We start from the raw sequence: 25,759 nt of genomic DNA, 5'->3' as shown, positions 1-25,759 counted from the left end.
GAGATACATATGAGCCAGAATTTATTTGATTTAACAGGAAAGGCCGCTGCCATAACGGGTGCAACAAGAGGTATTGGCAAATCAATGGCCATCGCCCTGGCAGAGGCAGGAGCGGACATTGCTTTGCTTCAGAGAAATACGGAAATGACAGATCTTCAGTCTGATATTGAACGACTCGGCAGAAAATGCATCATCATTCCTTGTGACCTTGAAAATAAACAAGAGGTTAAGCAAGCAATTCCAACAGCGATAGAGGGTCTTGGGAAAATCGATATTTTAGTAAATAACGCAGGCATTCAGCGCCGTTCCCCTTCAGTGGATTTTTCTGAATCCGATTGGGATGATGTGCTTTCGATCAATTTGAAGATGGTCTGGCTGTTATGTCAGGAGGCCGGACGGTACATGGTTTCAAAAAGAGAAGGGAAAATCATCAATATTGCCTCCTTGCTTTCTTATCAAGGAGGATTCACGGTTCCGGCTTATGCAGCGGCAAAAGGCGGGGTAGCCCAGCTTACCAAAGCACTTTCAAATGAATGGGCAAAAGAAGGAGTCAATGTTAATGCGATAGTTCCCGGCTATATCGCAACAGACATGAATACAGCCTTAATCAACGACCCTGTTCGAAGTCAACAGATCCTGGATCGGATTCCAGCAGACAGATGGGGAGATCCGGATGACTTCAAAGGTACTGTCGTATACTTGGCATCGGATGCATCGAAATATGTGCATGGACACTTGCTGGCAGTTGACGGCGGCTGGCTTGGAAGGTAAACAGCAGGGGTAAAAACAGTATTTCTAAAACGAGGCAGCCTAATGGCTGCCTCGTTCATTTAAACCACTATACCAGCAACATCATGCAATTCACTGATCGTATCTACCTGTTTTTCCTTGCATAATTTCAATAGCTCCTGAAAAATCTCCGCTGTCATGAGGGCATCGTTCAGTGCATGGTGACGTGCCCTCTTTGGGATTTCGAATTTTTTGATCAGGTCATCCAAATAGCATTCTGTTTCATGCAGTAGTTCCTTGGCCAATGTATAGGAATCTATAAACTCAGGATCAAATGAGGGGAGACCCCATTTACCGATTCTCTTTTGCAGGAAATTGATGTCAAAGGAAGCAGGATGGGCTACCAGGATGGTACCTTTACAATAGTCGAGAAATTCTTTTAAGCCGACTGGAAGTGTTTTGCCTTTAAGGAAATCAGCTCTTTTCAGACCCGTGAATTTTTTGGTTTCTGCTGACACGGTCTGCAGGGGATTGATGACTTCATAAAACGTCATTTGCTCCAGTATTTTTTCCCCCTGCATTTTTACTGCCCCGATTGAAACAATTTCATCTCCAATCTCCGGAAAGAAGCCTGTTGTTTCCAGGTCAAAGATAGTAAAGGTACAGTTGGCGAGCCGTTGCTGTTGTAAAAGGGGTTTCTCATCTTCAAATTCTTTCAGCATTGTATTCAATTTTTGATAGGAAGGGTTTCTCTTTTCTTTTTCTACCTGTCTCTTAAATAGATATCTATGCCAAAAATAATATTTAATTATTCGATATCCTACATTAAATTTAGCATCACTCATAATTTAAACCACCCGGTTACGATTGAAGCTGATCTCCATAACATGCTGCATCCGATTTGCAATTTGAAGTGCTTCTTTCAGTTTACGTCTATCTTCTTTCGAAATCTGGTCAACCGGCAATTCATTTGTCAGTTCGCGGTCTTCAGCCAGTTCAGACAAGTTCTGATTCAAACGGTAATATAGCAGATAGTGAAGGGCTGTTTTTGCATTTTCCGCATCCCTTGGGTGAAATACTTTCTTTTCTTTTAGTGCATCAAGGCGATGGATGGTGTTGACTTCTTTTATTCCGTGCTTGATGGAATGAATCCTTACCATGTTTACAATTTGCATCAGTCCTGCTTTTTTAATGTTAAACCGCTTGTTGCGTCCTTTTAAATTGATTCTTCCCAGTGCGTTGACGGGTATCCGGAATCGTATTGCCTCTTTCCTCAACAGCTGCTGCAGATTCTGCGATTTCTGTGCTTTTTTGACTATATAACCTCGTACATCTTCTGCCAGGCTGTAGTCCCCGAAAATCGGCCGGAAATCATAGAACATTGTAAAATTCTGGACCTCTTCTGCATCGATTTCATGAAGCCAGTCGTCCACTGCTAGTAACCAATCTGTGTAGGACTTGCGCCACTTTGGTTCTTTCGCCATGATGCCGCCGGTGCATTCATGGAAACCGCATAATGTGAGTTTCGTATTAATCTTTTCGGTAAAACGTTTGAAGTAATTCTCCACTAGGGCTGTGTTCTCAAGGTGGCCATAATCCGAAATGATGATGCCGTTATCTTGATCTGTATTGAATGACTGTTCACTCCTGCCTTGGCTTCCCATGACAATGAAACAGTAGTTGACAGGCGGGGATCCGTATCCCTCAGCGAGCATTTCAGCTTCTGAAAGCATGATGACTTTTCGGTAAAGGCGGTCATTGTAATTCGTCAACACTTCACTGACGTTATAAGCAAAGCTGTCCTGCTCAAGCAGCCCGCTGATAAACGAAGTGAAGGTTGTATTTTCAATTGGTGACAGTGCGATCAAGTCTTCCGTGCTGGATGCAGAGGTTATACTGTAAGATAAATCCAGGTAACTGGAGTCATGTATATTAACAAACGAAAGTCCTGTCAATAATCCGACAAGGATCCCATTTCTCAGAACAGGTACGTACTTTGCCCCTTCATATTTAAAAAGGGAGAGGGCTTCATATGCAAATGCTTCGTCCCTTACCCAATATAGTGTTTTGTTCATCCACTCCATGACAGATGAAGCATCTTTGCTGCTTGTTAAAAACCTCAGGATATCTGTCTGGGTAACAATGCCTTTTAAGGCAGCTTCGCCATCTGTTATAACTATGGCTTCGACTTGCTCATCAAGCATCTTTTGGGCAGCCTCTTCCATGGTTGCAGTTTTTGGCAGGGTGACTGGGGAATCCATCAGGATATTGACTCTTGTGCGGAATAGAGACAAATCTGCCGCTTCCTCCTGTGATTCCTTATATTTAATTTCATCATACAAGGTTTTCATCCGGTTGCCGACACTTTCAAAGATAATCTGTGAGAAATCTTTATTATTGGTCAGCATATCAAAGAAGACTTCTTTATGGAAACGGAATAATGTGCATTCTTCAATTGCCTGGACAGAGAAGCTCATATCACCACTTGTCCAGAGGATCATCAGGCCGACCAGGTCTCCGGGATAATAATACCGGAGGGAAACCTGCTTTCCTGAAGGCCGGTGAAGGACATTCTTGGCTGTGCCCGAAATCAGGAAATAGACATCCAATTCTTCCTCCGATTCTTTTTCATGAAAGATGAACTCGTTTTTAGCATATTTCTTGAACTGTGCATGTGACACCAGATGCTCTAATTGGTCATCAGATAAGTGGTCAAACGGATAGGAAGCTTTGATCATTTGGTAAAACTCGTTTTTTTTCACTCTGTCAGCCCCTTGTAAGGTAAGGTTGGATCAGGCTATACGAACTGAAGTCATTAAGGCTTAGAATATTACCATAACATACATGTACCGGTTCCTTCATGATTCTGCTTGAAATATAGCAAGGAGAGAAAGGATTTTAATAGGGTTGGTCCTTTAGGAATTTTGCAGCTTCAAAAAGAGAGGGGAAATGATGATCTGCCTGAATTTCTCTATCTTCATCACCGATAAGTATGGTCGCACAGCCAGCATTATTCCCGGCTTCTATATCAGCTTCTCTGTCCCCAATCATGAAGCTGATGGACAAGTTGATATCATACTTTTTGGCAAGGGTAAGGATCATTCCGGCTTCTGGCTTTCTGCAGGCACAGCCTTCGTAAGGTTTATGGATACAGCTGGAAAACTCTTCAATGAGTGCGCCTTGTCTTGCTAAGTCTTCTTTCATTTTATCGTGGATTCTATCCAGCTTTGCCTCAGAAAGGTAACCTAGACCAACCCCGCCCTGGTTGGTTACAACAAAAATTTTATAGCCTTCATCATAGAGCATTTTAATTGCTTCGGGTACCTTTTCAAGGTAGTGGATGTCAGAGGGTTTATTGACGAATTTAACTCTCTTTGACAATACTTCATTTATCACACCATCTCTGTCCAGAAATATAGCTTTATTCATGAGGGTTCTCCCTTCGTCCATTTTTTGTGTTGCATATTGTCAAATCCTGCGCTTTCCGGGGAAATAACTGAAAATTTCTTCAATTAGACCGAGGTCTTCTACTAGTATTGTCAATTTCGTGTTGTCCTATAAGACGTTTTCAATCTTGGAAATACGGGAAATGAAGAGAAAGAAACTAACAAAGAAAAGAAAGGTAAATGGGAGGAGTGCTCATATGAATAGAGAAAAGGCAAAAGGCAAAGCAAGAAAGAGCGCCCATGAAGCAAAACCTTGGGTCAAAGGACTGGGCCGGCTCGGGTATTTGGCGAAGGGAAGCGTCTATCTGGTGATTGGGATCCTGGCATTCATGGCAGCCATCGGGGCTGGCGGAAAGACAACAGGAACCAATGGGGCATTAGCTTCTATCGCTAGCAAGCCATTCGGCGAGGTCCTGCTCTGGGTAATAGCGGTCGGTCTTGCAGGTTATGTTATTTGGAAGATTGTTGAAGCGATTACAGACCCGGAAAATAAAGGGCATGACGCGAAAGGGATATTGGTTCGGGCAGGTGTAGTTTTCAGTGCCGTTGTTTATGCGGGTCTTTCTTACAGAGCAGCCAAGATTGCTTCAGACGCAGAAAGCAGCGGCGGGGGTAATAACCGCGAGACCATCACTGCCCAGATTCTTTCCCAGCCATTCGGCCAATGGATGGTCGGCCTGGCAGGGGCTGCTGTGATTGGGTATGGGATTTATGAGATATATAAAGGATATAGCGAAAAGTTCACGGATACCTTCCAACGGAGCAAAATGAAAAAGAAAGAATACGAGCTTGGAAAGAAGACCGGAAAAGCAGGGCTGATGGCGAGGGGAGTGGTATTCTGTATGACAGGTTATTTCTTGACTCAAACAGCGATCACCACCAACCCGGATAATGCCAAGGGGCTTGATGCAGCACTTTCCGAAATTGCCCAGCAGCCGTTTGGCCAGTGGATGCTCGGCCTGGTCGCCATTGGGCTTGCTGCATATGGAATATTCCAAATTCTTAAAGGGAAAAATAAAAATATGGCTTTTTACTAATACTGTTTTTGTATTGATTATTGCTTTGAAAAACTCCAAAGAGCCGGATTTTCCTCTGGATACTAGGGCTTATCTATCTGAATGGAAGAAAGGCTCATTCCGCTTGCTTTTCGATATACAAATTGAATAGCAAAAAAGTTTATGAAAGAGCCTTTAGTATTCACATCAACTCCGATTTTTACGCTGAATGTAAGAATGCCAGATGATCAATGATCATCTGGCATTCTTTCTACTACCATAGAAATTTCTTTAGCAGCTTATCTACTTTTTCAGTTTCATGCAGCCCGCTGTGATCGATGGTTTGATCCTCGATTAACTGCTTCTGCAGTCTTTCCTCGTTTACGATTTCTTGGATGGCAAATGCGCTGTCGATATCAACGACCTGATCACCGGAACCAGCAATGGAAAGTACTTCTAATTCAGCTGGGAAGTACTCCCGATTATCTATGAGGGAGTTCAGTGCGTTCGAATCCGGTTTCAAATCGATGATAGCTTCACCGGTATTCACTTTATGATAAGATTCTTTTGCTATCCCATCAAAAGGGCTGCCGATCACCGCAAATTTCAGTGTCTGGGGATAATCAGCGTTTCCATTTGTTGATTCAAGGTAATTTACAGATACCAGACCGCCCATGGAATGGCCCACAAGTTTCACTTGTTCAATGCCAAAGTTGTCTTTAAGGCCCTTCATGACACTTTGGAGACGAGTTGAAGTTTCAGCGATAGAAGCTTTATTCTTTTCAAAGACAATCTGGACCAGTGGCGGCAGCTTGGAATCAGAGTGAAGTGTGCCTTTCCAAGTGATATCTCCCTCCGCCGAAACGTAAACGACTAATTCCCTCTTGCCCCAGCCATTCTGCTCAAAACGGTAGAGCATTGTTTTAAAGGAATTGTACGTCCCTTTATAGCCATGTACAAACACAGTAGGGGTGCTGGCATAGTCTCCAGAGGTATTTTCTTTGGATTCTGCAATTTGTGATTTAAGTGATATATAAAGTAAAGAGAAGACGAGTAAAAGCATTGCTCCAACTGAGAATACCTTCTTTTTGCTGATGGTGTTTTTCATAGAGGTAAATCTCCTTTAAATCCTGATACTTTAATCATAAACCATTATGTATGACTTGGAAATGTTTTAAATGAAATTTCTTTGTAATAATAGGGGTAATATTTGGTATCAAATAATGAAAAAAAAGAATTTCAAATTCTGATGTAGGGTACAAAATATAAAATAAAACAACAAAAGGAATGTCAAACCTCAACGATTTTGTCACTCCTTTTTTCTTCGATTCCCGGTATTTTAGCCAATGAGTCTGCTAATACAAAGTGATCCTAAATGAAGGTAGAAAATCTTTCAGTTGAGGAATGGAAAAAGCATTTTGTGGCAATGAATTTGTTTAGTTGCCGTGTACCTTAAGCCAATTCAGCTCAAGGTACGACCTGAACAGCAGTTCCCACATTTAAATTCACTGCACGCCCCGCAGATTCACTTACCCCGAGTGGAAATCAATATCCCCTGCCTCAAGACCAAAATAGTGATTGAATCAAAACAGCAGAAAAAAATAAGTCAGAGGCACACCAGCCACTGACCATTTTTACGCAATTATGATTGTTTTTTGGGAAACAAATAACTTAACCACTTTGTTTGTAAAAGGCTGTTTTCGCATATATTGTTGCTTCCGGAAAAATCCCAAAAGCCGGATTTTTCCCCTGCATACAGAGTTTTCGCTCTGAACGAAGAGAGAAGCTCTTTTCTCTCTTGCTATATAGGGGTTTTCCCGTTTCATTACTCCACTATCTTTCGGCATTATTATCAAATAGCAACAAAGTTTACGAAAAGAGCCTTGTAAAATAGAAACTTTTACTACAAAACAGAACCCGTTAAAAGAAGAAGCCGGTTTCAGCTCAAGGGAGAGGCTGAAATGGCTTCTTCTGTTGAAGAGGTTACTTATGAAAATGTTTTTTCGCTTACCACTTCATGGTCTTCATTTTCAACCAACACTTTTGCCGGCTGATTTTCTTTTGCCAGTCTTTCTGCTTCTTCGATAGCTGCCGAACGACCAGAATAAAGATTTGTCGGAGCCACGTCTTCTATTTTTACATACCAGCCGCTTTCATCTTTATTAGGTACTACATAATATTCTTTCATGTTAATCGCTCCTTTTCTATGTCTTCATTTTTTCCATTCCCTGAAATCTTGGAGGCAAAACCTTAAAGGCTTCTTGAAATAAGAAGATTTTTTATTGAGGAAATTCTGGTATAATGGAAATTCAAACGATCCGAACAGGGTAAGACGGAAACTGCATTGGAGTTGATCATGTGAGCAAGAGCAAAGGCGGCGGAACAGGCAGGGGAACCGGAAAAAAAGGCTGGAACCGCTGGCAGAAAAGTGCGAAGAAAAAAGCTGCTGCAAAACCGTATACAAGCAAAGGGACTAAGAACAGTAGCGGTTCTGAGAAGGACTGAGCTGTCATTAAAGAGAAAGAGCTGCATCCGTTATGGGATGCAGCTCTTCATTTTGCTTGTTTTTAGAAAGCCCAGTTACCGTTACGGAAAATCGGCTCCATCGTACCATCTTCAAGCTCACCATCGATATTCAATTCTTCAGAGCCGATCATGAAATCAACATGAGTCATACTCTCATTGAATCCAATTTGTTTGAGCTCATCCTGGTTCATTTCTTTTCCGTTTTCGACACAGATAGAAAGTGCATTGCCAAGAGCAATATGGCATGACGCATTTTCGTCAAACAAGGTATTGTTGAAAATAATGTCCGTGTTCGAGATAGGGGAGTTGTGTGGGACAAGAGCTAACTCTCCCAGGAAGGAAGCACCTTCGTCTGTCTCAAGCAATCCTTTTAAGGTTTCATAGCCTTCTTCAGCATTGAACTCTGTCACTTTCCCATCCTTGAACGTCAGGATGAAGTTGTTGATCAGGTTGCCGCTGTAATTCAATGGTTTGGTGCTGCTGACTGTACCGTTTACACTATCTCGCACTGGGATGGTGAAGACTTCTTCAGTCGGAAGGTTCGGAACAAAGTTGATGCCTTGATCATTGGTGAACTGAGCGCAGATCCATTTGCTCTTTGGATGAAGTTCGACGGTGAAATCTGTACCCGGCCCATAATAATGAAGTTTTCGGTAACGCCGGTCATTTAAATGGTCGGCATTCTTTGTCATGCTTTCAATATGTTTTTCCCATAGCTGGACAGGGTTTTCCTGGTCCACTCTGGTTGTATAGAAAATTTTATCCCATAATGCTTCCACTGCTTCTTCCTCGGAAAGATCCGGGAAAACAGTCTTGGCCCACGATTTTGAAGGAACGGCGGCAATCAGCCAGCTGATGCGGCCGCCTGATATGAAAGGCTGATACTCTCTGAAAGCTTCACCGCGGGCTTTATTCGCCATTGCAACTCGGTTTGCGTCAATCCCTTTCAGTAACGTCGGATTAGGCGCAGTAAGGTTTAGGACAGCCGCATTATCCTTGGCCATTTCGATAAACCCTTTCGCTTTCCAAAGAGGGAAGTCTTTTAATCCTTCCTCTGGAGCTTTTTCCATTTTCAATCGTGTCAGCTTATCGTCCGAATATTCAACCATGACATTCTTGGCGCCGGCATCATATGCCTTCTCTGTCAGCTGTGCAACAAAGGCAGCTTCTGTGACAGGAGCGTTGATTACGAGTGTTTGCCCTTCCTGAAGGTTGATTCCAACCCGGATCAGTAAATCGGCATATCTCTCTAATTTTGTCTGTTTTGAAGCCATTTAGTAATCCCCCTTTTAAATACCTTACAAGTTTAATATACTATGAGTTGCGTATTTTTACCATTTTAAAAATAAAACGCTTTCACGCTTTAAAGCAGCCGGGGACAGTCCCCCGTTGCTTTAAAGCGTGAAATGGCCCTGCCCCCATGAGGGGGGCAGGGCCATTTGGACACTTATTCAGTTAAGGCAGGTGCCCCATTTGCCGGCGGCAGGTCTTCCTCTTGTGCGCTTACGGATGTGCCTGCTGCTCCAAGGGCAATAAGTACAAGTGCGGCAATCGTGATTCTCTTGAGTTTTTTCATGTTCAATCTCCTCCTATAATCCAATGATTTTTTCATATGCGACATTAGCCTTGGTGAGGTAATGTGCAGCATATTTATATTTTCTAATTTCCTGATAGTAGTTACCAAGAAATTTAGAATACTGGGCCAGCAGATGAGGGTTCCCTGTGGATTCGAAATAGGGAAGGGCTTCTGTCTTCATGAAATGCTCAAAGTCCTCATCCAGTTTTTTCACTGCATATTCATAGATTCGAAATTCATAATATTTCTCCTTATTCTTCTGCTGCTGAGACATATGAATTCCTTCTTTAAGCCACTCTATGACATCATCAAACCTTTTGAGTTTATAGTATTCCTTGACCAGCGCAAGAATCGTCGTCAACTTGCTGTTCTGGTCATCATACTTGAATTGCAGGCTTTTGAGATAATGGGTAATGGCTTCTTCTGTCCTGTTTTCCAATGATTTGAGATACCCGAGGTTTTGTTCGACATTGCCCCTTAGCAAGGCATAATCAATGTTCTTGCTGATTTCGTTCGCCCACTCATAGTGGGTGATCGCCTCTTTGATGTTCTGGATCCGTCTGTAACAGACTCCCAGAAGCAAATGAATCTCCGCGCATCTCTTGTTATGGTACATGCTTCGGTAAAGAGCCAGCGATTCTTCGGAGTAGTGGATGGCAAGAGCATGTTTCCTCAGTTGAACAAGGGTGAGGGATTTCAGGTAGAATAGGTCTGCTTTTTCCTCATTGTCAATAATATTTCCAAGAACGAAATAATGCTCAGCGTCCTTAAGGTGATCTTTGGCTTTCTCAAATTGCCCTTGAGCATAAAGGTAGTTTCCGACAAACTTATGGAAATAGAACCGAAGTTTATCAGAGAGGCTTTTATAGCTTCTTTCCAAGGTAAGGATGATGTCTTTTGGTTTCTCGTATTCTTTTAATAAAATATAATAGCGGATCGTGAGGATATGGTAGCTATTGAGTAAATTGACATCATCAATTTGGACCACATGGCTGGTAACCTGTTCATAAAGGCGGACAGATTCTTTCTGGTCATTCTTCAACAGTGCCTTATTCCATTTCGAGAAGGTTCTTTCCAATACTTCATCATTTTCCTGGAGCCTAGCAATTCCGAGCCGTTTGCAGAGAAGCTCAATGACTTCGGCAGAGGCGGTGGTCTGATTATTTTCAATCTTGGAAAGATAAGAGACGGAAAGAATTCCTGTTGCAAGTTCTTCTTGGGTTAATTTCTTTTTCATGCGATGGTAACGGATTTTGCTTCCAATCGTCACGATTTTTTCTCCTCTCTATCTATAGTAATAGTATAAAATAATCCCATAATTAGAACGAATCTGGACACTTGGGAAAATTTCGCTGACCACCCCTGACTAAACCCCTGAATTAATAGAAAATAGATGAAAATTTTCCCCCCCGGATGAACACTCAATAATAATAAGATTACCACAGAAAAAAGATAAAAAGTCCGAATATTCCTATAATTATATTTTCGATGAGATTACTTGGTGTTAAAAGGGTGAACCTCCAATATATTATTAATGTTATAATTTTATATAGGAAATTATAGGGATAATTACATAGATGGGAGAGTTTTCAATGATTGATTTAAGAAGCGATACGGTGACAAAACCGACAAAAGAAATGAGAGAGGCGGCTTTCAATGCAAAAGTAGGCGATGACGTATATGGAGAGGATCCGACAGTCAAGGAACTTGAACAGGCTGCGGCGGTTCTTTTAGGAAAAGAAGACGTCTTGTATGTAACCAGCGGTACACAAGGGAATCAATTGGCTGTATTGACTCATTGCTCACCAGGGAATGAAGTGATCCTGGAAGCAGAATCCCATATTTTCTACTATGAATCAGGCGCCATTTCTGCATTTGCCGGTGTACAGCCAAGGACAATCAAGGGAACACGGGGAGCAATGGATCCGGAAGAAGTGAAAGCCGCAATCCGGGAAGATGATCAGCACTTTCCGGAAACAGGTTTAATCTGCCTGGAAAATACCCACAACAGGGCAGGTGGGGCAATAGTTCCTTCTTCTAATATGAAGGGAATTTACTCGATAGCCCAACAACATGGAATTCCGGTTCATGTTGACGGCGCAAGATTATTCAACGCGGCTGCCGCTGAAAATGTACCGCTGACTGAATTCACTCACTACTGTGACACCGTACAGGTTTGCCTTTCAAAAGGGCTGGGTGCTCCGGTAGGTTCAGTGATTGCAGGCAGCCAAGAATTTATTAAAAAAGCAAGAAAATGGAGAAAACGGCTTGGCGGAGGGATGAGACAGGCTGGGATCATTGCAGCACCAGCCCTGTATGCTCTGAACAATATGAGAGAAAGAATGACTGTGGACCATGAAAATGCAAAGTTACTTGCTGATGGACTCAGCTCCATGGAAAAACTGAAAATCATCAATAAAGTAGACACAAACATTGTCGTGGCCGATATATCCGGACTTGGTGTGAACTCAACACAATTCACGGAACAATTGAAAGCGGAAGGTGTGCTTGCCGTCACTTTTGGCCCGTCACTGGTCCGTTTCACTACCCATTATGATGTAAACCGTGAAGATATTGAGGGTACTATTTCTATTGTAAGTAAAATGGCGCAACAATAAACGGGTGTAAAGGGAGGATGGTAGTTGCTGATGCCGTCTTCTTGTTTTAATCATTGATAGAACTAATCCAGCCTGGAATTGTCAGAAAGTGAGCGAAAGAGACCACTGACTAGTTATGAATATATGAAGGTATATATCGTGTGAGATGTCTTTCATACAAAAAATTTCAGATGGAAATCATCGCACTTACTTATTTACAAAGAAAGGAAATTAAATAGAGAAAGTGCCTCCTGTTTCATCATCCGGTGTATTCCTTGCTTTTCTAACGTGAAGTTAGTATCATTTTCTGCGAAAGTACTTCATTGATAAAGGCCCTTTTTAGAAAATAGTTGTGCCTTAGTTCATCTGAAACATCTTGGTAAGGAAGACAGGAAGGACCTGCTAAAGCTGTCGAGAGAAAATTTCTCAAGTACCAGAGGAAATCAGGCTCTAGGGATTTTTCGAGAGCAGCAATCTGCTCGAGTAGCCTTGATAAAAGAGAGAAAAAGCATTAATGAGCCAGAAAGGGTGACAGGAAATGTGGAAAGACTTCTTATCCAGCATAGGAATTGGAAACATTAAAGTGGACACCATTGTTGAAAATCCCACTTTGACACCTTCATGTGACCTGAAAGGTGAGGTCATGATAGAAGGCGGATTATCAGACCAGGATGTGAATAAAATCGTTCTGACTGTTTACATCCGTACAGAGGATTACCGGGAAGATAGTGACTTTACCTACCACGAAAAAGAACTGCATGGATTTGCCTTGAATGAAATCGGAGTTGTGAAAGCTGGGGAAGTGAAACGGATCCCTTTTAAATTTTCTCTTTACAAAGATCATCCGCTGTCAGATGAGAAAACCGAAACCTTTTTACGGACATTGGTAGATATTCCCCAGGCTGTGAACCCTACTGATGAAGACAGTATAAAGGTTGTTAACAGTCTTTCATAGATTCATTTAGAATCATACATACACTTTTTAAAGAAGGCTGTTTTCGCTTTAATTGTTGCTTCGGAGAAATCCCAAGAGCCGGTTTTTTTCTGTATTTCAGGGGTTTTCCCCGAAAAAGGGAGAGCAGCTCTTATCTTTCCTGCTTACAGGGTTTACCGGGCAAATGACCAAAATAGTTTTTTACATTCATATTAAATAGCAACAAAGTTTACGAATAGAGCCTTATCGAAAAAGAGGAGGAGGAGAAAAATATGAAAGCAGTTGTCCATGAAGGAAGACAAGGGATGCAAGGACTCTCCCTAAGAGAATTTCAGGAACCTGCAGCTGGCAACGGCATGGTCAAGATCAAGTTGAATACAGCAGGGTTGAACCGCCGTGACCTTATGGTTCTGACAAGGCACAAAGATGATCAGCCTCCATTGATTGTTGGTTCGGATGGGGCTGGAACCATTATAGGGACGGGTGATGGAGTGACAAATGTGGCTGTTGGAGATGAAGTCATTATCAATCCGGGGCTTGGATGGGCCAAGAACAGCGATGCTCCTCCAGAAGGGTTTGAAATCGTCGGGCTCCCGGGCCATGGAACATTTGCCGGCTATATTTCGCTCCCTGCAGAGAACGTGGAAAGAAAGCCTGAGCATTTGAACTGGGAGGAAGCCGGCGTTTTGTCTTTAGCTGCTTTGACAGCCTACCGTGTGTTGTTCACACGGGCAAAAGTCAAAGAAGGGGACACTGTGCTGATTCCCGGGATCGGCAGCGGTGTCGGCACCTTCCTGCTTAAATTTGCAAAAGCTGCAGGGGCAAAAGTCATTGTCACTTCCCGCAGCGAAGACAAACAGAAAAAGGCAATGGAGCTCGGAGCTGATCTCGCCGTTTCAACAAATAGTGATTGGGAAAAAGAGCTCAAAGGTGAAACGGTCGATATTGTCATTGAAAGTATTGGAAGAGCCACTTTTACGAAATCACTTAAGGTAGTCAGAAAAGGCGGGACTGTTGCTGTGTTTGGTTCCACGACGGAGGATGAAGTGGAAATTGATATCCGCCATTTCTTTTACGGTCAATTGAACCTTCTTGGTTCCACAATGGGAAGTGCCGAAGAGTTCAAGGACATGCTCCAAATTGTCAATAAACACAACATCAAACCGGTAGTAGACAGCGTGTTTGCACTGGATGATTATGAAAAAGCATTTGAACGATTGAAGAATAGTGAAAACCTCGGAAAGATTGCCTTCCGGATATCAGAATGAAACCGTAAACAAACCCGGCATCAACCAGTTGGTTGATGCCGGGTTTGTTAGTATTGAAGAGAAAACGAGTGAAGATCAGACGAGACATGGCCTTTGCCGTGTCCCGTTAGCCAATTTCTTAAGATGCATGGCAGCAAACGTAAGCATCGCCTGCATTGAAACTTTTTTAAACCTCTCAAGGTCGACCAACTGATCGTCAACCAACTCTTTGGTCACAGCCTCTTTCAAAATGCGTAGAAAACCTTGTCTGCAAGCTGAAGGAACTTACCAGAGCGGTAAGTTCCTTTTTGTAAGGGTGAGGATTATTGAACCGTTGAATTATAATAATGAACAGAAGTTTGGGCGCCCTCGCTGACCATTGTGTTATCTTCCACATCATGGGGATGAGGGTTACCTGCTTTCTCGACTGCCCCATTTTCCGTGCTTCCGTTGTTCCATTGGTTTTTCAAGTTCCCAATCATATTCTGCACCTTTTCACGGTTTTCTTTTTTGCTCAGATATGCTCCGCCAGCCGCCGCAGCACCCATTAACAGAGTTCTCTTAAGACTCATACCCATTTTCCTCCTTGCTGTAATTGTGTAATTTACTAATGGTAGTCGTTTTTTACCCTTCTACAAAAGAAGTAAACATTACTTTAAATGGTTCAGTTTAACCAGGTGGCAGGAAGGAAAAAGAACTATTAGTCACAAATTGGAGGGATTGCCATGGGATATACACATGTATTTATATTACTTTTTATAGGGTACATCGTTTTTACAATTGATAAGAAACAAAAAAATTTCCCGGTTCCAATGGTTCTGCTGCTGATTGGTATAGGTTTGTCTTTCATACCTTACTTTGCACCCATTGAAATAACCAAAGATATGATTTTTAATGTGTTTTTACCAGCACTGCTGTTTAGTTCCGCATACCAGTTTAAAATTGGCGGACTGAAGAAAAACAGTGGTGTTATTTTGGTGCTCAGCACGTTGGGATTGATTTTGACAGTGTTGATTTTAGGTGCATCCATTTATTATGTAGGTCTTGTATCTTTATCGTTCATTGGGTCATTGACAATTGCGGCCATTTTAACGCCTACCGACCCAGTATCGGTTGTCTCAATTTTAAAGCAATCTTCCAACAATCCTAAAATTGCCGATGTGGTCGAAGGGGAATCGATGCTGAATGATGGCAGCAGCGTCGTGCTTTTCACCGTTATATCCAACCTTTATTTATCCTATGAAAAATTTGAACTGTTACCGGCTCTTGGCGAATTTTTATTAGTGTCCATCGGAGGGGTGTTAATCGGTGTCGTGTTTGGCTGGGTGGTCAGCCGGATTTATCACTTCACCCATCATCGCCAATATCAGGTAATGTTGAGCATCGTCCTCGCCTATGGAAGTTTTTATTTAGCGGAACACCTGGGTGTTTCAGGTGTGCTTGCCTCGGTTTCTGCAGGAATCATGCTTTCCTGGAAACTGGAAGCAACCGACAAAGAAAAGGATTACCGCAGTTACTTGGATTCGTTTTGGGAGGTCATAGAACCGAGCATCTTGTCGATTTTGTTCTTGTTAATTGGGATTGAATTCATGAAGCATATCGACTTCCAAAATATCGGCTTTATTTTTATCATCTTTGGTCTGTCTTTAATTGTCCGGTTTATAGTATTGTCAGGGATCCTAAAAATGTTTGGAAAGTGGAGAAAAGAATTTCTCTGGGATGATGTCTCATTGATCACCTGGTCAGGCATAAAGGGTACCATGTCAGTTGCCCTATTATTGGGGCTGGCGTCTGAAAATTCAGGGCAGGCTGATACCATACTATCCCTGACATACGGAGCAATCGTGCTGTCCCTTATCATACAAAGCCCTCTTGTATACCCTTTATCGAGATGGTTTTCAAAGCAGAATCATTGAAGTTGGTCAATGGACCGTTTGTATTCACCTGAAAAGGCGATTTATAAGGCTTTTTCTAAATCGTTTTTGCTATTGAATATGAACGTCACCGCCTATCGCCATAATGAATCTAAAACACCCTGATAAACCTGAAATAAAGGGCTGCTCTCCTGGTTGTTAGAGAAAGCTTCCTGCAGCCAGGGAGGAAATCCGGCTCTTAGGGTTTTTTCCGAAAGCAGCTATTTATGCAAAATACCGCTATTTATAATAAAGGATAAAGCCAACGAATAGAGAACATAAAATAAAAGGGGGTAGGGGCATGGATACATATTTCTCGAAAATTTTGCCGCTGAAAGATAGAGACCGGTATATGGACAGGGTTCTTCATGAACGATTACATACAATCCTGCCGAAAGTGATGGAAGAAAACAATATCGATATGTGGATGATAATCGGACGTGAATATAACGAAGACCCGGTCATTAGCACATTCTTTCCTTCAGCTATTGATAGTTCGAGGCGGCTGACGATCTTTATTTTTCAGAGGAATGCGGAAGGAGCCATAATGAGGTTGGTTCTGCATCCCAATCCGGCATTTCAGCCTTTCTATCAAAATGTCTGGAACCATCGGGAGGAGACGCAGTGGGAGTGTGCGGCAAGGATCATCAAAGAAAGAAATCCTGCCGAAGTCGCTGTCAACATGGGGGGGCTGCATGCCGTTAGTGACGGGTTGACTGTAAGTTTGTTCAATAAACTGCAGGAGGTAACTGGAGGAGAATGCAGATTCGTCAGCTCGGAGCCATTGGTCACCGATTGGCTTCAGATCAGAACTTCACTTGAGCTGGCCGCCTATCCGCATATTTGTGCACTGGCTAGGGAAATTGGGGAGCAGGCTCTCTCTAATAAGGTGATTCATCCGGGAGTGACATCATCCGGCGAGGTTGTTGAGTGGATAAGGCAAACAGTTCTGAACCTGGGGCTGGAAACATCTTTCTATCCTACAGTAGATATCCAGCGGCAGGGAGCTGATGATGACAGGCTTGAAAATACAGTTATCCTTCCTGGCGATGTCGTACATCTTGATTTTGGCATTCATTATTTGGGCCTTGCTACGGATACCCAGCTGCTGGCCTATGTTTTGAAAGATGGGGAAAATTCTGTCCCGAAAAGCCTTTCTGCAGCATTTGAAAATGCCTTAAGATTCGAAGATATTGTGACAGGATTATTTGTGGAAGGGAAAAGCGGCAATCAAATCTTCACTGGGAGCATAAAGGCTGCAAAGGAAGAAAATATTGAAGCCATGCTGTACTCTCATCCGCTTGGTGTCCATTGCCATGGTGCAGGACCAATGATCGGCTTATATGATAGGCAAGCGGAAATCCCCGGACGCGGTGACCTTCCGATACACAATAATACCTGCTATGCACTTGAATTCAATATCCGAGCTTTTATTCCTGAGTGGAAAAAGCATGTTCCGATTTACTTAGAAGAGCCGATATCCTTCAGCAAAGGAAAAGTTCAATATATGGCCAGTCGGCAGAAAGAATTTTTCCTGATCAGGTAAGGAGTAAATGCAGGACCTTCCTTTTTATCTATTCTTATTACTGGAAATCAATCCGTTCTCCAAGGGCATAATGGTATAATGAATACTAAATGTTTTTTAGAGTTTTAAGGAGAAAGCTGGGAGAGAGTAAAAGTGGAAGAATATATAAAGAACAGGCAGTCGGAAATGCTTAAACTTATTGAAACAATCGTGAATATCGACAGTGGATCGCGGAACAAAACTGGAATTGACCGTATAGGATTACTTTTGAAAAGAAAGTATGAAGAGATAGGGTATACCATTGATGTGGTACCACAGATTAAATTTGGCAATCATTTAATGATAAAACATAAGGATGCATCAGAAACTGAAATTCTCATCCTAGCCCATATGGATACGGTATTTCCTGAGGGAACAGCTTTAGAGCGGCCTTTCAGACTGGAGGGGGACAGGGCGTATGGACCAGGGGTCATTGATATGAAAGCAAGCCTGGTCACCCTTTTGTATGCCATGAAAGCCTTGAAAGAAGAAGGAGCTGCCCAGTGGAAAAATGTCCAAATCATGTTGAACAGTGATGAGGAAATTGGATCGCCTTCTTCAAAAGGACTGATAAAAAGCGCATCCAAAGGGAAAAAATATGCCTTGATCATGGAGCCGGCAAGAAAAGACGGCTCCCTTGTTTCAGCTCGCAGAGGGAAAGGCAACTATACGCTGAATGTAACGGGCAGAGCGGCACATTCGGGGATCGAGCCCGAGAAAGGAAGAAGTGCGATAGAAGAGCTTGCCCATAAAGTCATCCAGCTGCACGAATTGAATGACCATGAGAACGGGATCAGTGTGAATGTCGGCATGATTGAAGGGGGATCATCCGTCAATACGGTTTCCGACCATGCAAGCGCGCAGATGGAAATCCGTATCTCAGAAACATGCCAGGGAACATCAGTTGAGGAAAAAATGGAAGAAATCTGTTCCAAAACGGATGTACCAGGAACTGAAACCACACTTGAAGGCGAAATCAATCGGCCTCCGATGGAGAAAAACAAACGGAACAAAGAGTTATTGAAACGGATCATCTCCGTAGGTGACGAGTTGGGAATCGAAATTACAGATACTTCAACAGGAGGGGGATCAGATGCCTCCTTCACCTCGGCAGCCGGGGTGGCAACCATTGACGGAATGGGGCCGGTCGGCGGTAACGCCCATAGTGAAAAGGAATACCTTGAAGTGTCTTCTCTGTCGGAACGGACTCTTCTTTTAGCTAAAGTGATCGAAAGTCTATCACAATGAGGTGGTTGTCTGATGGATAACCGAATCCTGCAAGAACTAAAAGATATAGAGCGGAAACAGGGTATCGAAATTCTCTATGCTGTCGAAGCGGGAAGCAGGGCATGGGGGTTTCCTTCACCGGAGAGTGATTATGATATCAGGTTTATTTATAAGCATTCACTGGATTGGTATTTGTCGCTTGACAAGAAGAGGGACGTGATTGAGAAACAGATTGGTGAAGAGTTGGAACTAAGCGGATGGGACATCAAGAAAGCCATGTCACTGCTAAAAAAGTCAAATCCTTCATTGCTGGAATGGCTTCATACCGAGGACAAAATAATAGCTGATAAGCTATTCTGCCAACAGGTCCTGCCAATTCAGGACCAACTGTTTTCGGCCGCCTCCTGTTACTATCATTACCTGAAGATGTCCAAATCGAATTGGATAAGATGGAAGAAAGATGAAGAAAAGAAAACAAAACTCACCATCCACTTGCTGCGGGGAATGCTTTGCTGTATATGGATTAGAGATCATCAACGTTTCCCTCCAATCAAGTTTCAAACTTTGTATGAACAGACAATAAAGGATCACAAGATATGTGAAGAAGCAGCCAGGCTGGCCGCATTAAAAAAAGCAGGAGAGAAGACCCTGGCTGGCAGTTTGAAATGGCTTGGAATTTTTATAAACAATGAAATGGAAAGGCTGTTGGAAGAAGCCCCTGGGTTTCATAAGAACCTCAGTATCCCGACTGAAACAGTGGAAGAGGTTTTCAGAAGTATTGTAAAAAGGAAGGAAACACTGTAAAGGAGGTGGATTTGGATGGAGATTTCAATCAAAGCCAGATTTGAAAAATTAAATTCAGACGATAAGACAGAACAATATGAGGCTTATCAAGAAATCATGACAGTGACAAAGTCTCCTGTAAGCTGGGCTTATGAGGTATGGGATCACCTTAAGGCAGATCTTACCCATCACGATCCTCATAAACGTTCCCGGGCAGCGCAATTCCTTTCTCAATTGGCCATCAGCGACCCGGAAAACCGGATGCTGGAGGATTTTTCTGCTGTATGGGAAGTAACCAAAGATGAGAAGTTCGTGACAGCACGGCATGCCCTGCAAACGATTTGGAGAGTAGGATTGGCTGGCGGCAAGCAAAAAGAGCTGGTTTTGAACCATCTCATTGATCGCTATAACCATTGCCAGGATGAAAAGAATTATACATTGATTCGCTATGATATCCTCGTGGGGATAAGGGACCTGTATAATCAGACAAAAGAAGAAAGTCTTAAGGAACAAGCTCTTGAACTAATTGAATTGGAACAGGATAAAAAGTATCAAAAGAAATATAAGAGTGTCTGGAAAAATACATAAATGAACTTGCAAGGCGGTTCCAGAGGATGGAATCGCCTGTTTATTTTAGTATGAAGACTTTTTGAGAAACAGGGAACAACATAAATCCCAGAAGGACGCCGGCTGCATTCAATAGTAAATCATCAATGTCCAGACTCCCCCTGTGAGTGATGAACTGTGAGCTTTCTATTAAGGAGATGCTTAGAATTGTATAAACAAGGAGCCTTCCTGCAGAGGGATTACTTGTCATATACCGGTAATAAAGCCCAAAGGGGATAAACAGGCCGATATTAGCAGCAAGATTATAAAAAGCTACCAGGAAACCAACCTCCCCTGAAAAGTAAAAGGTCATTGTTTCAAATGGCACCAGATTATAGCTTTCATAATGCTGTTGGCTGGGCCTCATAAATAAGAGCACTACTAAACTGAAACTATACAGGACCCCAGCGATACGCAAAAGCTTTCTGCTGAAGAAGAACGTAATCTGTTTGAACAGGCAGATGAAAAATATGGCGGATAGGGTATAACACAACCATACCACTGCTATCACAATCCAATGAAGATAGTTTGTCAGTTCCAGCCATACGGGGAATAAAAGCACAAAAATAAGTTGTGAAATAATAAGGCTCTTTCTCATGGATCCTCCGTTAATTTGAAAAGTCCTGAAAGCTAGTGTTTCAGAACTCCTCAAATATCATGTGATTTGCTTATTTCTTATCAAACCAAAGGGGCTCCTGGTCATCTTCCTCCCCATTATAGTTAATCATCAGTTCTTCGCCAGCCTTTATGTCCTTATAGGCATAGAAATCAAAGGTGAAATTGGGGAAATTGATTTCATATGTAGTATTAGGTTCGTAAGAATGGTTAAAAAGCATTCCGTACCCAAGAAGCATGGCACTGTGATTAATGCCGTATTCAAAAGCATAATCAGCAAGAAGGGTCTTCTCAATGAAAACATGTTCTTTGTTAGGGTAGGGAAGCACAGGAGCTTCATGGATCAATTCTCCCTTTTTAATATCCCTTGTGGCAAATACGCCTCTGTTTAATTCTCCGTCACTGATTTTGGACGTTCGGACTTCAATCATGTCATCACCTACTATTCATTATGTTTAAATCTTGTTTCTTAAGTTTGTCAGTTCCCAGATAAGAAATCAACCATTTTATCGGAAAAGAAAAGACACTGCACATTTATAGTATCAGTGTCTTTTTGCTTTATTAAACGGCTTTCACCACTTCAGCCTGTAATTCCACTTCTACATTCCCTTTAATGGCTCGTGTAATCATACAGGAAGCTTCGGCCTTTTCTGCAAGTCTATTAGCGAGAGCCATGTCCTTTTCTGAGGCATCTTGCTTGAGAGTGATAAGGGGGCGGTGGATTATTTTCTTATAGGTGATAACACCATTGGTGACATCGACAATACCTTCTGACTCCAATGTCAGGTCGATTTTCTCAAGCCTGCTCCTTTCCATCATCGCTGCAAGAGTGATGATGAAGCAGGTTGCTGCTGCACCCAGCAGCATTTCATCAGGGTTGGTTCCAATACCGGGACCATCCATTTCTTTTGGAATTGAGATGGCTGTTTTCATATTTTTCGTTTCAATCTCTCCTATATCATTACGCAAACCAGGCCAGTTCGCCTTTAAGTGAAAGTGATGATCTGCCATTGAAGTTCCTCCTCAACCAGTTATGTAACCCTATTTTAGCAGAATCAAAAGCAGGAGGAAAAATAAAATGAAAGTAGGATTCATTTAAGGCAGCGAGTAAGTACATTCGGTGGCAGAAAGGTGTCGCTTCCAGAGAGGTCCTGGCGTCACCCTAATTGAGTGGATCACAAGATTTCACCTGATTGGGATGTCATATGAAGCCTATATTGCCCAAGGCATCATGGATGAAATGACAGAAAGGGTGAAAGGGGTTGCCCTGCCTGAAAAAGTGTGATAACACGTGATGACACTCGCCTTAATACTTTGAACGAAGACCTGAAAAGATTCTTTGAAGCAATGTACATCATCCAAACCAAAAAGTTGGCATAAGGTTTCCTGGCAGAGGTTCAGACGGGAAGGGAACTGGCAAACAGAGATTTTTTCATGTCGGATTGGAGAAGTAAGCATTATTTTTTAAACATCTTGGTCATTCACCGGATAACCCCTTGTGAGCAGGAAAGAAAAGAACTACTCTCCTTTTTTCGAGGGAAAATCCATGGAATAAAGGGAGAAATCCGATTCTTGGGATTTTTCCGCATGCCACAATTAAGCCTAAAACAGCCTTTTTGAAAGAGAGCCGTTCATTAATCAGAACTCTGTTTCGTTACCTGCACTCTTCCTAGTAGGGAAATACGATTCGATTTGCGGGTATGAAGATCGTTTGAAATATTCAAAAAATTTACAAATACATCAATTTATCTCATAAACGGGGCAGGACATATGCTCGCAATGGAGAAAAGAGAAAAGGTAAGTGGTTTGCTAAAAGATTGGATGATCGAAACAGAAGAATCAAGCAGTTGACGTACGTTCAAGTGAGGTGGAAACCATGATTGCAGTGTTTTTGGATCGTGATGGAACAATCGGAGGTACAGGTGGCGGAATGCATCCCTTTGAATTTTCACTCTATGAATTTGCAGCAGATGCCATTAAGACCCTGAATGATCTCGAAGTAAAAGTGTTTCTGTTCACAAACCAGACAAGGGTTGGGAGAGGCTTTTTTACAGAAGAAGAACTAGTGGAAGGATTCATGCGGATGGAAGCTGACTTGTATGAGGGATCGGCATTTTTGGATGATATCTATTATTGTCCTCACAAACTGGATGACGGGTGCGAGTGTCAAAAACCAAGGGCAGGTCTCCTGCTGGAGGCACATAAGAAATATGGCCTGGACCTTGAACAATGCTATGTAATCGGAGACACAGGCAGTTCGGATATGCTGGCGGCAGACACGGTTGGCGCTAGAAAGGTACTGGTCTTAACGGGATGGGGGAGAACCTCTCTTACTACCCACCGGTCCAGCTGGGCTGATGTAAATCCGGATTGCATAGCCAATGACCTGGTAGATGCAGTTGATTGGATAGCCAAAGACCTTATGCAAAAGAAACCTGACGTTTAGGGGGATGTAAAGGAATGGATTCTATTATCAGAGAAATGAAATACAAAGATATTGAAGCTGTACAGAAAGTGGCAGAACAAAGCTGGAATGATACGTATGAAGGAATTATTCCACGTGATATCCAGAAGCGATTCCTGGAATCGGCATATAGTAAAGAGATGATGGAGAAGCGGCTGGAAACATCTTACTTATATGTGGTTGAATCAAAAGCAGAAATTGCAGGTTTTGCTAATTTTTCACAGGTGAAAGTCGACGGGAACATAGAATTGGGTGCCATATACCTGCTGCCGGAAATGCAGGGAATGGGACTAGGAACAAAGCTTTTGAAAAAGGCAGTGGAGTCCATAGAGGGCATCAAAATGATTTTTATAAATGTGGAAGAAGAAAATTTGAAAGGGAGGGTCTTTTATCAAAATAAGGGATTCGATCCTCTATCAAAATTTGAGGATGACTTGTTTGGTCATAAAACAATGATGCTGAGGATGTTGCTGAAGTTAGATGATCATCAGCCAGGTGGAATGTCATGATTTATGTCGTCAGGCACGGCCAGACAAAATGGAACGAAGAAGGAAGGCTTCAGGGCAGGAAGGGGATGCCATTGAATTCCAAAGGAGTCGAACAGGCGGAAAACTTGAGGTCCCTGATAGGGAATAGCACATTTGATCTGGTTGTTTCCTCCCCGCAGTTGAGAGCAATAGAAACGGCGAAGATTGCCACTGGAAGGGATCCTGTAATTGATGCCAGGATTGATGTTTTCGATTTGGGGGAGGCAGATGGCCTGAAAAAAGAGGAAGTGAAATTGAAAGGGTTGCTTCCGGATGATTCCATTTATAATGGTCTAGAGAGGAAGGAAGATTTTATAGCACGCATTTTTGATTTTATTACCGAGCTGGAAGCCGGATTAAATGGACAAAAGGCCAATATTTTTATCTCTGGCCACAGGTGTACGACCGGCGGAATTGGCGCCTACTTTAGAGGGATTCCTGCAGATCGGAATATTCTGAAGTGGTCATCAGATAATGGTGCATTCCATACATACTCTTTTGGAAAATAGAAATGAGGGAAAAGATATGAATCTCTCTAATGTTTGTCGAATTGGATTGGCGGCAGCTGCCTTTCCTTTGACTGTTTGGAACTTAACAATGAATAAAGTATATTCTGTTCCGCCACCTGGAAAGATGGTGAAAACAAAGTACTCCAATGTGCATGTGATCGATTCAGGAGCGGGACCGGCAACCGTGATCGTGGAGGCCGGGTTAAGCTCTGTTTCACTAGACTGGTGCTTCGTGCAACCGGAAATATCCAAGTCTGCCAGGGTCATTTCCTATGATAGGGGAAATTACGGCTGGAGCCGGTCGGAACGGAAGACTTTGACTGCCCAGGAAAGTGTCGAAGAATTACGGGAAGTATTGACGATCCTTGAGGCAAAGCCCCCATATATATTGGTTGGACATTCTTATGGCGGGATGATCATGAGGCTGTTCGCCAGTATTTTTCCTGACGAAACGGCAGGATTGATATTGGAAGATGCAGCCCATGAAAACCAGTACACTCAAAATGAACAAAACAAAAAGAGGATCCGGAAGTTTAATAGCCTTGCCCGATTAGGTTATATAACATCTCTGATGGGGATTCCAAGAATGCTGGCGCATAAAGTGGGACGAAGAGAATTGGGGCCTGACAATAAAAAGGCATTAAACTACATAGGATACACCCCAGGAGCCTTTCAATCCCTTTATTTTGAATTCAGGGACACAGCCCGGTCTGCTCGCCAGCTGGTTGCATCAAAGTCTCTTCCAAGCACCCTTCCTGTAACCGTGATCAGTGCCAGGAATCCCTCGCATCAATGGAATCAAAATCAACTGCTCCTGGCGAAACTGACTCAAAATACAACCATGATCAAGACGGATACTGGGCATTCCGTTCATGTGGAAAAACCGGAAATTATCATACAGGCAATCAGAGAGATGATCCATCGTACAGGAGTCAGGCGGCGGAAAACAGACTATAAGGAATGAATAAAAAAGGAGTTGGATAGTTTGTATAAACTTAAAACAAAAGAGAATGACAGCAGTGTCATTGAATTTATCGAAGCAGTAGAGAATGAAAGAAAAAGGGAAGATGCCTACAAATTACTTGACATCTTCGCGGAGACGACCGGCTATGAAGCAAAAATGTGGGGGACAAGCATAATCGGCTTTGGTTCCTACCACTACAAGTATGAAACAGGTCATGAGGGGGATGCGCCGCTCGTGGGTTTTTCCCCGAGAAAAGCAAAAATCAGTTTGTACTTAGCAACAGGTGATCCTGACAAGGAAAAGCTCCTTGAACAATTTGGAAAACATACATCCGGGAAGGCATGTGTGTATATAAATAAGCTGGCCGACGTAGATGAAGAGGTATTGAAAAACTTGATTCGCCAATCAGTGAAATTCCTTCAGGAGACGTATCCAGAGCAAGCTTGAATAACGAAATGCACTCGTTAAGGGTGCATTTTTAATTTTCATAGGATCTGAAGAATGGAAGAAATTCAGCATTGAAACTTAATAGTGCAG

30 protein-coding genes are annotated in these 25,759 nt (G+C 42.6%); 17 read left to right on the top strand and 13 right to left on the bottom strand.

The window, feature by feature from the left end; all coding sequences use genetic code 11:
* Positions 1-9: 9 nt before the first annotated feature.
* On the top strand, positions 10-771 hold the full coding sequence (locus AC4E8A_RS13850; protein WP_490193730.1) for an SDR family oxidoreductase: 762 nt from the start codon (positions 10-12) through the stop codon (positions 769-771).
* Positions 772-830: 59 nt separating this feature from the next.
* On the opposite strand, the gene AC4E8A_RS13845 is transcribed toward AC4E8A_RS13850, so the two are convergent.
* The 3 genes from AC4E8A_RS13845 to AC4E8A_RS13835 form a co-directional block, all read right to left on the bottom strand.
* Positions 831-1,574 (bottom strand): 3'-5' exonuclease, encoded by a 744-nt coding sequence (locus AC4E8A_RS13845; protein WP_490193729.1) that lies wholly within the window; start codon positions 1,572-1,574, stop codon positions 831-833.
* A gap of 3 nt (positions 1,575-1,577) precedes the next feature.
* Complete coding sequence (locus AC4E8A_RS13840) at positions 1,578-3,491, bottom strand: DUF294 nucleotidyltransferase-like domain-containing protein (protein ID WP_490193728.1); 1,914 nt, start codon at positions 3,489-3,491, stop codon at positions 1,578-1,580.
* Positions 3,492-3,627: 136 nt separating this feature from the next.
* The gene (locus AC4E8A_RS13835) at positions 3,628-4,158 is read right to left on the bottom strand and encodes a D-glycero-alpha-D-manno-heptose-1,7-bisphosphate 7-phosphatase (RefSeq protein ID WP_490193727.1); all 531 of its coding nucleotides are present in this window, start codon (positions 4,156-4,158) and stop codon (positions 3,628-3,630) included.
* Positions 4,159-4,372: 214 nt separating this feature from the next.
* Here AC4E8A_RS13835 and AC4E8A_RS13830 point away from each other — a divergent pair, with 214 nt between their 5' ends.
* A complete protein-coding gene (locus tag AC4E8A_RS13830) occupies positions 4,373-5,212 on the top strand; it encodes a DUF1206 domain-containing protein (protein WP_490193726.1) in 840 nt (279 codons plus the stop codon).
* A 232-nt stretch (positions 5,213-5,444) separates the two neighbouring features.
* Here AC4E8A_RS13830 and AC4E8A_RS13825 read toward each other — a convergent pair whose 3' ends face one another.
* Both AC4E8A_RS13825 and AC4E8A_RS13820 read right to left on the bottom strand, forming a co-directional pair.
* A complete protein-coding gene (locus AC4E8A_RS13825) occupies positions 5,445-6,278 on the bottom strand; it encodes an alpha/beta hydrolase (RefSeq protein ID WP_490193725.1) in 834 nt (277 codons plus the stop codon).
* Positions 6,279-7,157: 879 nt separating this feature from the next.
* Complete coding sequence (locus AC4E8A_RS13820; protein ID WP_490193724.1) at positions 7,158-7,358, bottom strand: DUF2188 domain-containing protein; 201 nt, start codon at positions 7,356-7,358, stop codon at positions 7,158-7,160.
* A 170-nt stretch (positions 7,359-7,528) separates the two neighbouring features.
* On the opposite strand from AC4E8A_RS13820, the gene AC4E8A_RS13815 reads away from it, so the two are divergent.
* On the top strand, positions 7,529-7,675 hold the full coding sequence (locus AC4E8A_RS13815) for a DUF3934 family protein (RefSeq protein WP_490193723.1): 147 nt from the start codon (positions 7,529-7,531) through the stop codon (positions 7,673-7,675).
* A 62-nt stretch (positions 7,676-7,737) separates the two neighbouring features.
* Here AC4E8A_RS13815 and AC4E8A_RS13810 read toward each other — a convergent pair whose 3' ends face one another.
* From AC4E8A_RS13810 to AC4E8A_RS13800, 3 genes are all read right to left on the bottom strand, one after another.
* On the bottom strand, positions 7,738-8,970 hold the full coding sequence (locus AC4E8A_RS13810; RefSeq protein WP_490193722.1) for an aminopeptidase: 1,233 nt from the start codon (positions 8,968-8,970) through the stop codon (positions 7,738-7,740).
* 173 nt (positions 8,971-9,143) lie between these two features.
* Entirely contained in the window at positions 9,144-9,272 is a 129-nt protein-coding gene (locus AC4E8A_RS13805) for a hypothetical protein (RefSeq protein ID WP_490193721.1), read from the bottom strand.
* Positions 9,273-9,285: 13 nt separating this feature from the next.
* Positions 9,286-10,542, bottom strand: coding sequence for a helix-turn-helix domain-containing protein (locus tag AC4E8A_RS13800; RefSeq protein WP_490193720.1), 1,257 nt, complete (start codon positions 10,540-10,542; stop codon positions 9,286-9,288).
* 322 nt (positions 10,543-10,864) lie between these two features.
* On the opposite strand from AC4E8A_RS13800, the gene ltaE reads away from it, so the two are divergent.
* The 3 genes from ltaE to AC4E8A_RS13785 all read left to right on the top strand — a co-directional run bounded on the left by ltaE (position 10,865) and on the right by AC4E8A_RS13785 (position 14,071).
* Entirely contained in the window at positions 10,865-11,890 is a 1,026-nt protein-coding gene (gene ltaE / locus AC4E8A_RS13795; RefSeq protein ID WP_490193719.1) for a low-specificity L-threonine aldolase, read from the top strand.
* A 517-nt stretch (positions 11,891-12,407) separates the two neighbouring features.
* The gene (locus tag AC4E8A_RS13790) at positions 12,408-12,824 is read left to right on the top strand and encodes a sporulation protein (protein ID WP_490193718.1); all 417 of its coding nucleotides are present in this window, start codon (positions 12,408-12,410) and stop codon (positions 12,822-12,824) included.
* Positions 12,825-13,075: 251 nt separating this feature from the next.
* Positions 13,076-14,071: a zinc-binding dehydrogenase gene (locus tag AC4E8A_RS13785; protein ID WP_490193717.1), complete on the top strand. Its 996-nt coding sequence runs from the start codon at positions 13,076-13,078 to the stop codon at positions 14,069-14,071.
* A gap of 75 nt (positions 14,072-14,146) precedes the next feature.
* Here AC4E8A_RS13785 and AC4E8A_RS13780 read toward each other — a convergent pair whose 3' ends face one another.
* Positions 14,147-14,287, bottom strand: coding sequence for a hypothetical protein (locus AC4E8A_RS13780; RefSeq protein WP_490198971.1), 141 nt, complete (start codon positions 14,285-14,287; stop codon positions 14,147-14,149).
* A gap of 86 nt (positions 14,288-14,373) precedes the next feature.
* Entirely contained in the window at positions 14,374-14,622 is a 249-nt protein-coding gene (locus tag AC4E8A_RS13775) for a hypothetical protein (protein ID WP_490193716.1), read from the bottom strand.
* A 153-nt stretch (positions 14,623-14,775) separates the two neighbouring features.
* Here AC4E8A_RS13775 and AC4E8A_RS13770 point away from each other — a divergent pair, with 153 nt between their 5' ends.
* The 5 genes from AC4E8A_RS13770 to AC4E8A_RS13750 all read left to right on the top strand — a co-directional run bounded on the left by AC4E8A_RS13770 (position 14,776) and on the right by AC4E8A_RS13750 (position 20,125).
* Positions 14,776-15,966 carry a cation:proton antiporter gene (locus AC4E8A_RS13770; RefSeq protein ID WP_490193715.1) on the top strand — a complete coding sequence of 397 codons (1,191 nt, stop codon included), beginning with the start codon at positions 14,776-14,778 and terminating at the stop codon, positions 15,964-15,966.
* 298 nt (positions 15,967-16,264) lie between these two features.
* Positions 16,265-17,509, top strand: coding sequence for a M24 family metallopeptidase (locus AC4E8A_RS13765; protein ID WP_490193714.1), 1,245 nt, complete (start codon positions 16,265-16,267; stop codon positions 17,507-17,509).
* A 132-nt stretch (positions 17,510-17,641) separates the two neighbouring features.
* Complete coding sequence (locus tag AC4E8A_RS13760) at positions 17,642-18,775, top strand: M20 family metallopeptidase (protein WP_490193713.1); 1,134 nt, start codon at positions 17,642-17,644, stop codon at positions 18,773-18,775.
* A gap of 12 nt (positions 18,776-18,787) precedes the next feature.
* A complete protein-coding gene (locus AC4E8A_RS13755) occupies positions 18,788-19,558 on the top strand; it encodes a nucleotidyltransferase domain-containing protein (protein WP_490193712.1) in 771 nt (256 codons plus the stop codon).
* 15 nt (positions 19,559-19,573) lie between these two features.
* Positions 19,574-20,125 (top strand): hypothetical protein, encoded by a 552-nt coding sequence (locus AC4E8A_RS13750; protein WP_490193711.1) that lies wholly within the window; start codon positions 19,574-19,576, stop codon positions 20,123-20,125.
* A gap of 40 nt (positions 20,126-20,165) precedes the next feature.
* Here the strand turns inward: AC4E8A_RS13750 and AC4E8A_RS13745 are convergent, their stop codons facing one another.
* The 3 genes from AC4E8A_RS13745 to AC4E8A_RS13735 form a co-directional block, all read right to left on the bottom strand.
* Positions 20,166-20,741: a VanZ family protein gene (locus tag AC4E8A_RS13745; protein WP_490193710.1), complete on the bottom strand. Its 576-nt coding sequence runs from the start codon at positions 20,739-20,741 to the stop codon at positions 20,166-20,168.
* A 70-nt stretch (positions 20,742-20,811) separates the two neighbouring features.
* Positions 20,812-21,189: an SET domain-containing protein gene (locus AC4E8A_RS13740; RefSeq protein WP_490193709.1), complete on the bottom strand. Its 378-nt coding sequence runs from the start codon at positions 21,187-21,189 to the stop codon at positions 20,812-20,814.
* A gap of 130 nt (positions 21,190-21,319) precedes the next feature.
* Positions 21,320-21,769, bottom strand: coding sequence for an OsmC family protein (locus AC4E8A_RS13735; protein ID WP_490193708.1), 450 nt, complete (start codon positions 21,767-21,769; stop codon positions 21,320-21,322).
* Positions 21,770-21,878: 109 nt separating this feature from the next.
* On the opposite strand from AC4E8A_RS13735, the gene AC4E8A_RS13730 reads away from it, so the two are divergent.
* From AC4E8A_RS13730 to AC4E8A_RS13705, 6 genes are all read left to right on the top strand, one after another.
* Entirely contained in the window at positions 21,879-22,043 is a 165-nt protein-coding gene (locus AC4E8A_RS13730) for a hypothetical protein (protein WP_490193707.1), read from the top strand.
* Positions 22,044-22,634: 591 nt separating this feature from the next.
* Entirely contained in the window at positions 22,635-23,204 is a 570-nt protein-coding gene (locus AC4E8A_RS13725) for an HAD-IIIA family hydrolase (protein ID WP_490193706.1), read from the top strand.
* Between the two features lie 14 nt (positions 23,205-23,218).
* Positions 23,219-23,731, top strand: coding sequence for a GNAT family N-acetyltransferase (locus AC4E8A_RS13720; protein ID WP_490193705.1), 513 nt, complete (start codon positions 23,219-23,221; stop codon positions 23,729-23,731).
* Positions 23,728-24,258 carry a histidine phosphatase family protein gene (locus tag AC4E8A_RS13715; RefSeq protein WP_490193704.1) on the top strand — a complete coding sequence of 177 codons (531 nt, stop codon included), beginning with the start codon at positions 23,728-23,730 and terminating at the stop codon, positions 24,256-24,258. Before AC4E8A_RS13720 ends, AC4E8A_RS13715 begins: the two co-directional genes overlap by 4 nt.
* Positions 24,259-24,274: 16 nt before the next feature.
* Positions 24,275-25,222 carry an alpha/beta fold hydrolase gene (locus AC4E8A_RS13710; RefSeq protein ID WP_490193703.1) on the top strand — a complete coding sequence of 316 codons (948 nt, stop codon included), beginning with the start codon at positions 24,275-24,277 and terminating at the stop codon, positions 25,220-25,222.
* A 21-nt stretch (positions 25,223-25,243) separates the two neighbouring features.
* Entirely contained in the window at positions 25,244-25,669 is a 426-nt protein-coding gene (locus AC4E8A_RS13705) for a DUF1801 domain-containing protein (protein WP_490193702.1), read from the top strand.
* The last annotated feature ends 90 nt before the right edge of the window (positions 25,670-25,759 follow it).

The organism is Bacillus sp. SRL337 (genome assembly GCF_984799155.1).
The sequence above is the reverse complement of the archived record's forward strand: the minus strand, read 5'-3'. Positions and strand labels throughout refer to the sequence as shown.

What these genes read in the sequence shown, in the direction of transcription:
- AC4E8A_RS13810 (WP_490193722.1), bottom strand. Translation starts at nt 8,970, where the DNA reads ATGGCTTCAAAACAGACAAAATTAGAGAGATATGCCGATTTACTGATC.
- AC4E8A_RS13830 (WP_490193726.1), top strand. Translation starts at nt 4,373, where the DNA reads ATGAATAGAGAAAAGGCAAAAGGCAAAGCAAGAAAGAGCGCCCATGAA.
- AC4E8A_RS13710 (WP_490193703.1), top strand. Translation starts at nt 24,275, where the DNA reads ATGAATCTCTCTAATGTTTGTCGAATTGGATTGGCGGCAGCTGCCTTT.
- ltaE (WP_490193719.1), top strand. Translation starts at nt 10,865, where the DNA reads ATGATTGATTTAAGAAGCGATACGGTGACAAAACCGACAAAAGAAATG.
- AC4E8A_RS13785 (WP_490193717.1), top strand. Translation starts at nt 13,076, where the DNA reads ATGAAAGCAGTTGTCCATGAAGGAAGACAAGGGATGCAAGGACTCTCC.
- AC4E8A_RS13805 (WP_490193721.1), bottom strand. Translation starts at nt 9,272, where the DNA reads ATGAAAAAACTCAAGAGAATCACGATTGCCGCACTTGTACTTATTGCC.
- AC4E8A_RS13725 (WP_490193706.1), top strand. Translation starts at nt 22,635, where the DNA reads ATGATTGCAGTGTTTTTGGATCGTGATGGAACAATCGGAGGTACAGGT.
- AC4E8A_RS13770 (WP_490193715.1), top strand. Translation starts at nt 14,776, where the DNA reads ATGGGATATACACATGTATTTATATTACTTTTTATAGGGTACATCGTT.
- AC4E8A_RS13825 (WP_490193725.1), bottom strand. Translation starts at nt 6,278, where the DNA reads ATGAAAAACACCATCAGCAAAAAGAAGGTATTCTCAGTTGGAGCAATG.
- AC4E8A_RS13820 (WP_490193724.1), bottom strand. Translation starts at nt 7,358, where the DNA reads ATGAAAGAATATTATGTAGTACCTAATAAAGATGAAAGCGGCTGGTAT.
- AC4E8A_RS13835 (WP_490193727.1), bottom strand. Translation starts at nt 4,158, where the DNA reads ATGAATAAAGCTATATTTCTGGACAGAGATGGTGTGATAAATGAAGTA.
- AC4E8A_RS13720 (WP_490193705.1), top strand. Translation starts at nt 23,219, where the DNA reads ATGGATTCTATTATCAGAGAAATGAAATACAAAGATATTGAAGCTGTA.
- AC4E8A_RS13850 (WP_490193730.1), top strand. Translation starts at nt 10, where the DNA reads ATGAGCCAGAATTTATTTGATTTAACAGGAAAGGCCGCTGCCATAACG.
- AC4E8A_RS13790 (WP_490193718.1), top strand. Translation starts at nt 12,408, where the DNA reads ATGTGGAAAGACTTCTTATCCAGCATAGGAATTGGAAACATTAAAGTG.
- AC4E8A_RS13845 (WP_490193729.1), bottom strand. Translation starts at nt 1,574, where the DNA reads ATGAGTGATGCTAAATTTAATGTAGGATATCGAATAATTAAATATTAT.
- AC4E8A_RS13750 (WP_490193711.1), top strand. Translation starts at nt 19,574, where the DNA reads ATGGAGATTTCAATCAAAGCCAGATTTGAAAAATTAAATTCAGACGAT.
- AC4E8A_RS13755 (WP_490193712.1), top strand. Translation starts at nt 18,788, where the DNA reads ATGGATAACCGAATCCTGCAAGAACTAAAAGATATAGAGCGGAAACAG.
- AC4E8A_RS13775 (WP_490193716.1), bottom strand. Translation starts at nt 14,622, where the DNA reads ATGAGTCTTAAGAGAACTCTGTTAATGGGTGCTGCGGCGGCTGGCGGA.
- AC4E8A_RS13765 (WP_490193714.1), top strand. Translation starts at nt 16,265, where the DNA reads ATGGATACATATTTCTCGAAAATTTTGCCGCTGAAAGATAGAGACCGG.
- AC4E8A_RS13715 (WP_490193704.1), top strand. Translation starts at nt 23,728, where the DNA reads ATGATTTATGTCGTCAGGCACGGCCAGACAAAATGGAACGAAGAAGGA.
- AC4E8A_RS13735 (WP_490193708.1), bottom strand. Translation starts at nt 21,769, where the DNA reads ATGGCAGATCATCACTTTCACTTAAAGGCGAACTGGCCTGGTTTGCGT.
- AC4E8A_RS13740 (WP_490193709.1), bottom strand. Translation starts at nt 21,189, where the DNA reads ATGATTGAAGTCCGAACGTCCAAAATCAGTGACGGAGAATTAAACAGA.
- AC4E8A_RS13745 (WP_490193710.1), bottom strand. Translation starts at nt 20,741, where the DNA reads ATGAGAAAGAGCCTTATTATTTCACAACTTATTTTTGTGCTTTTATTC.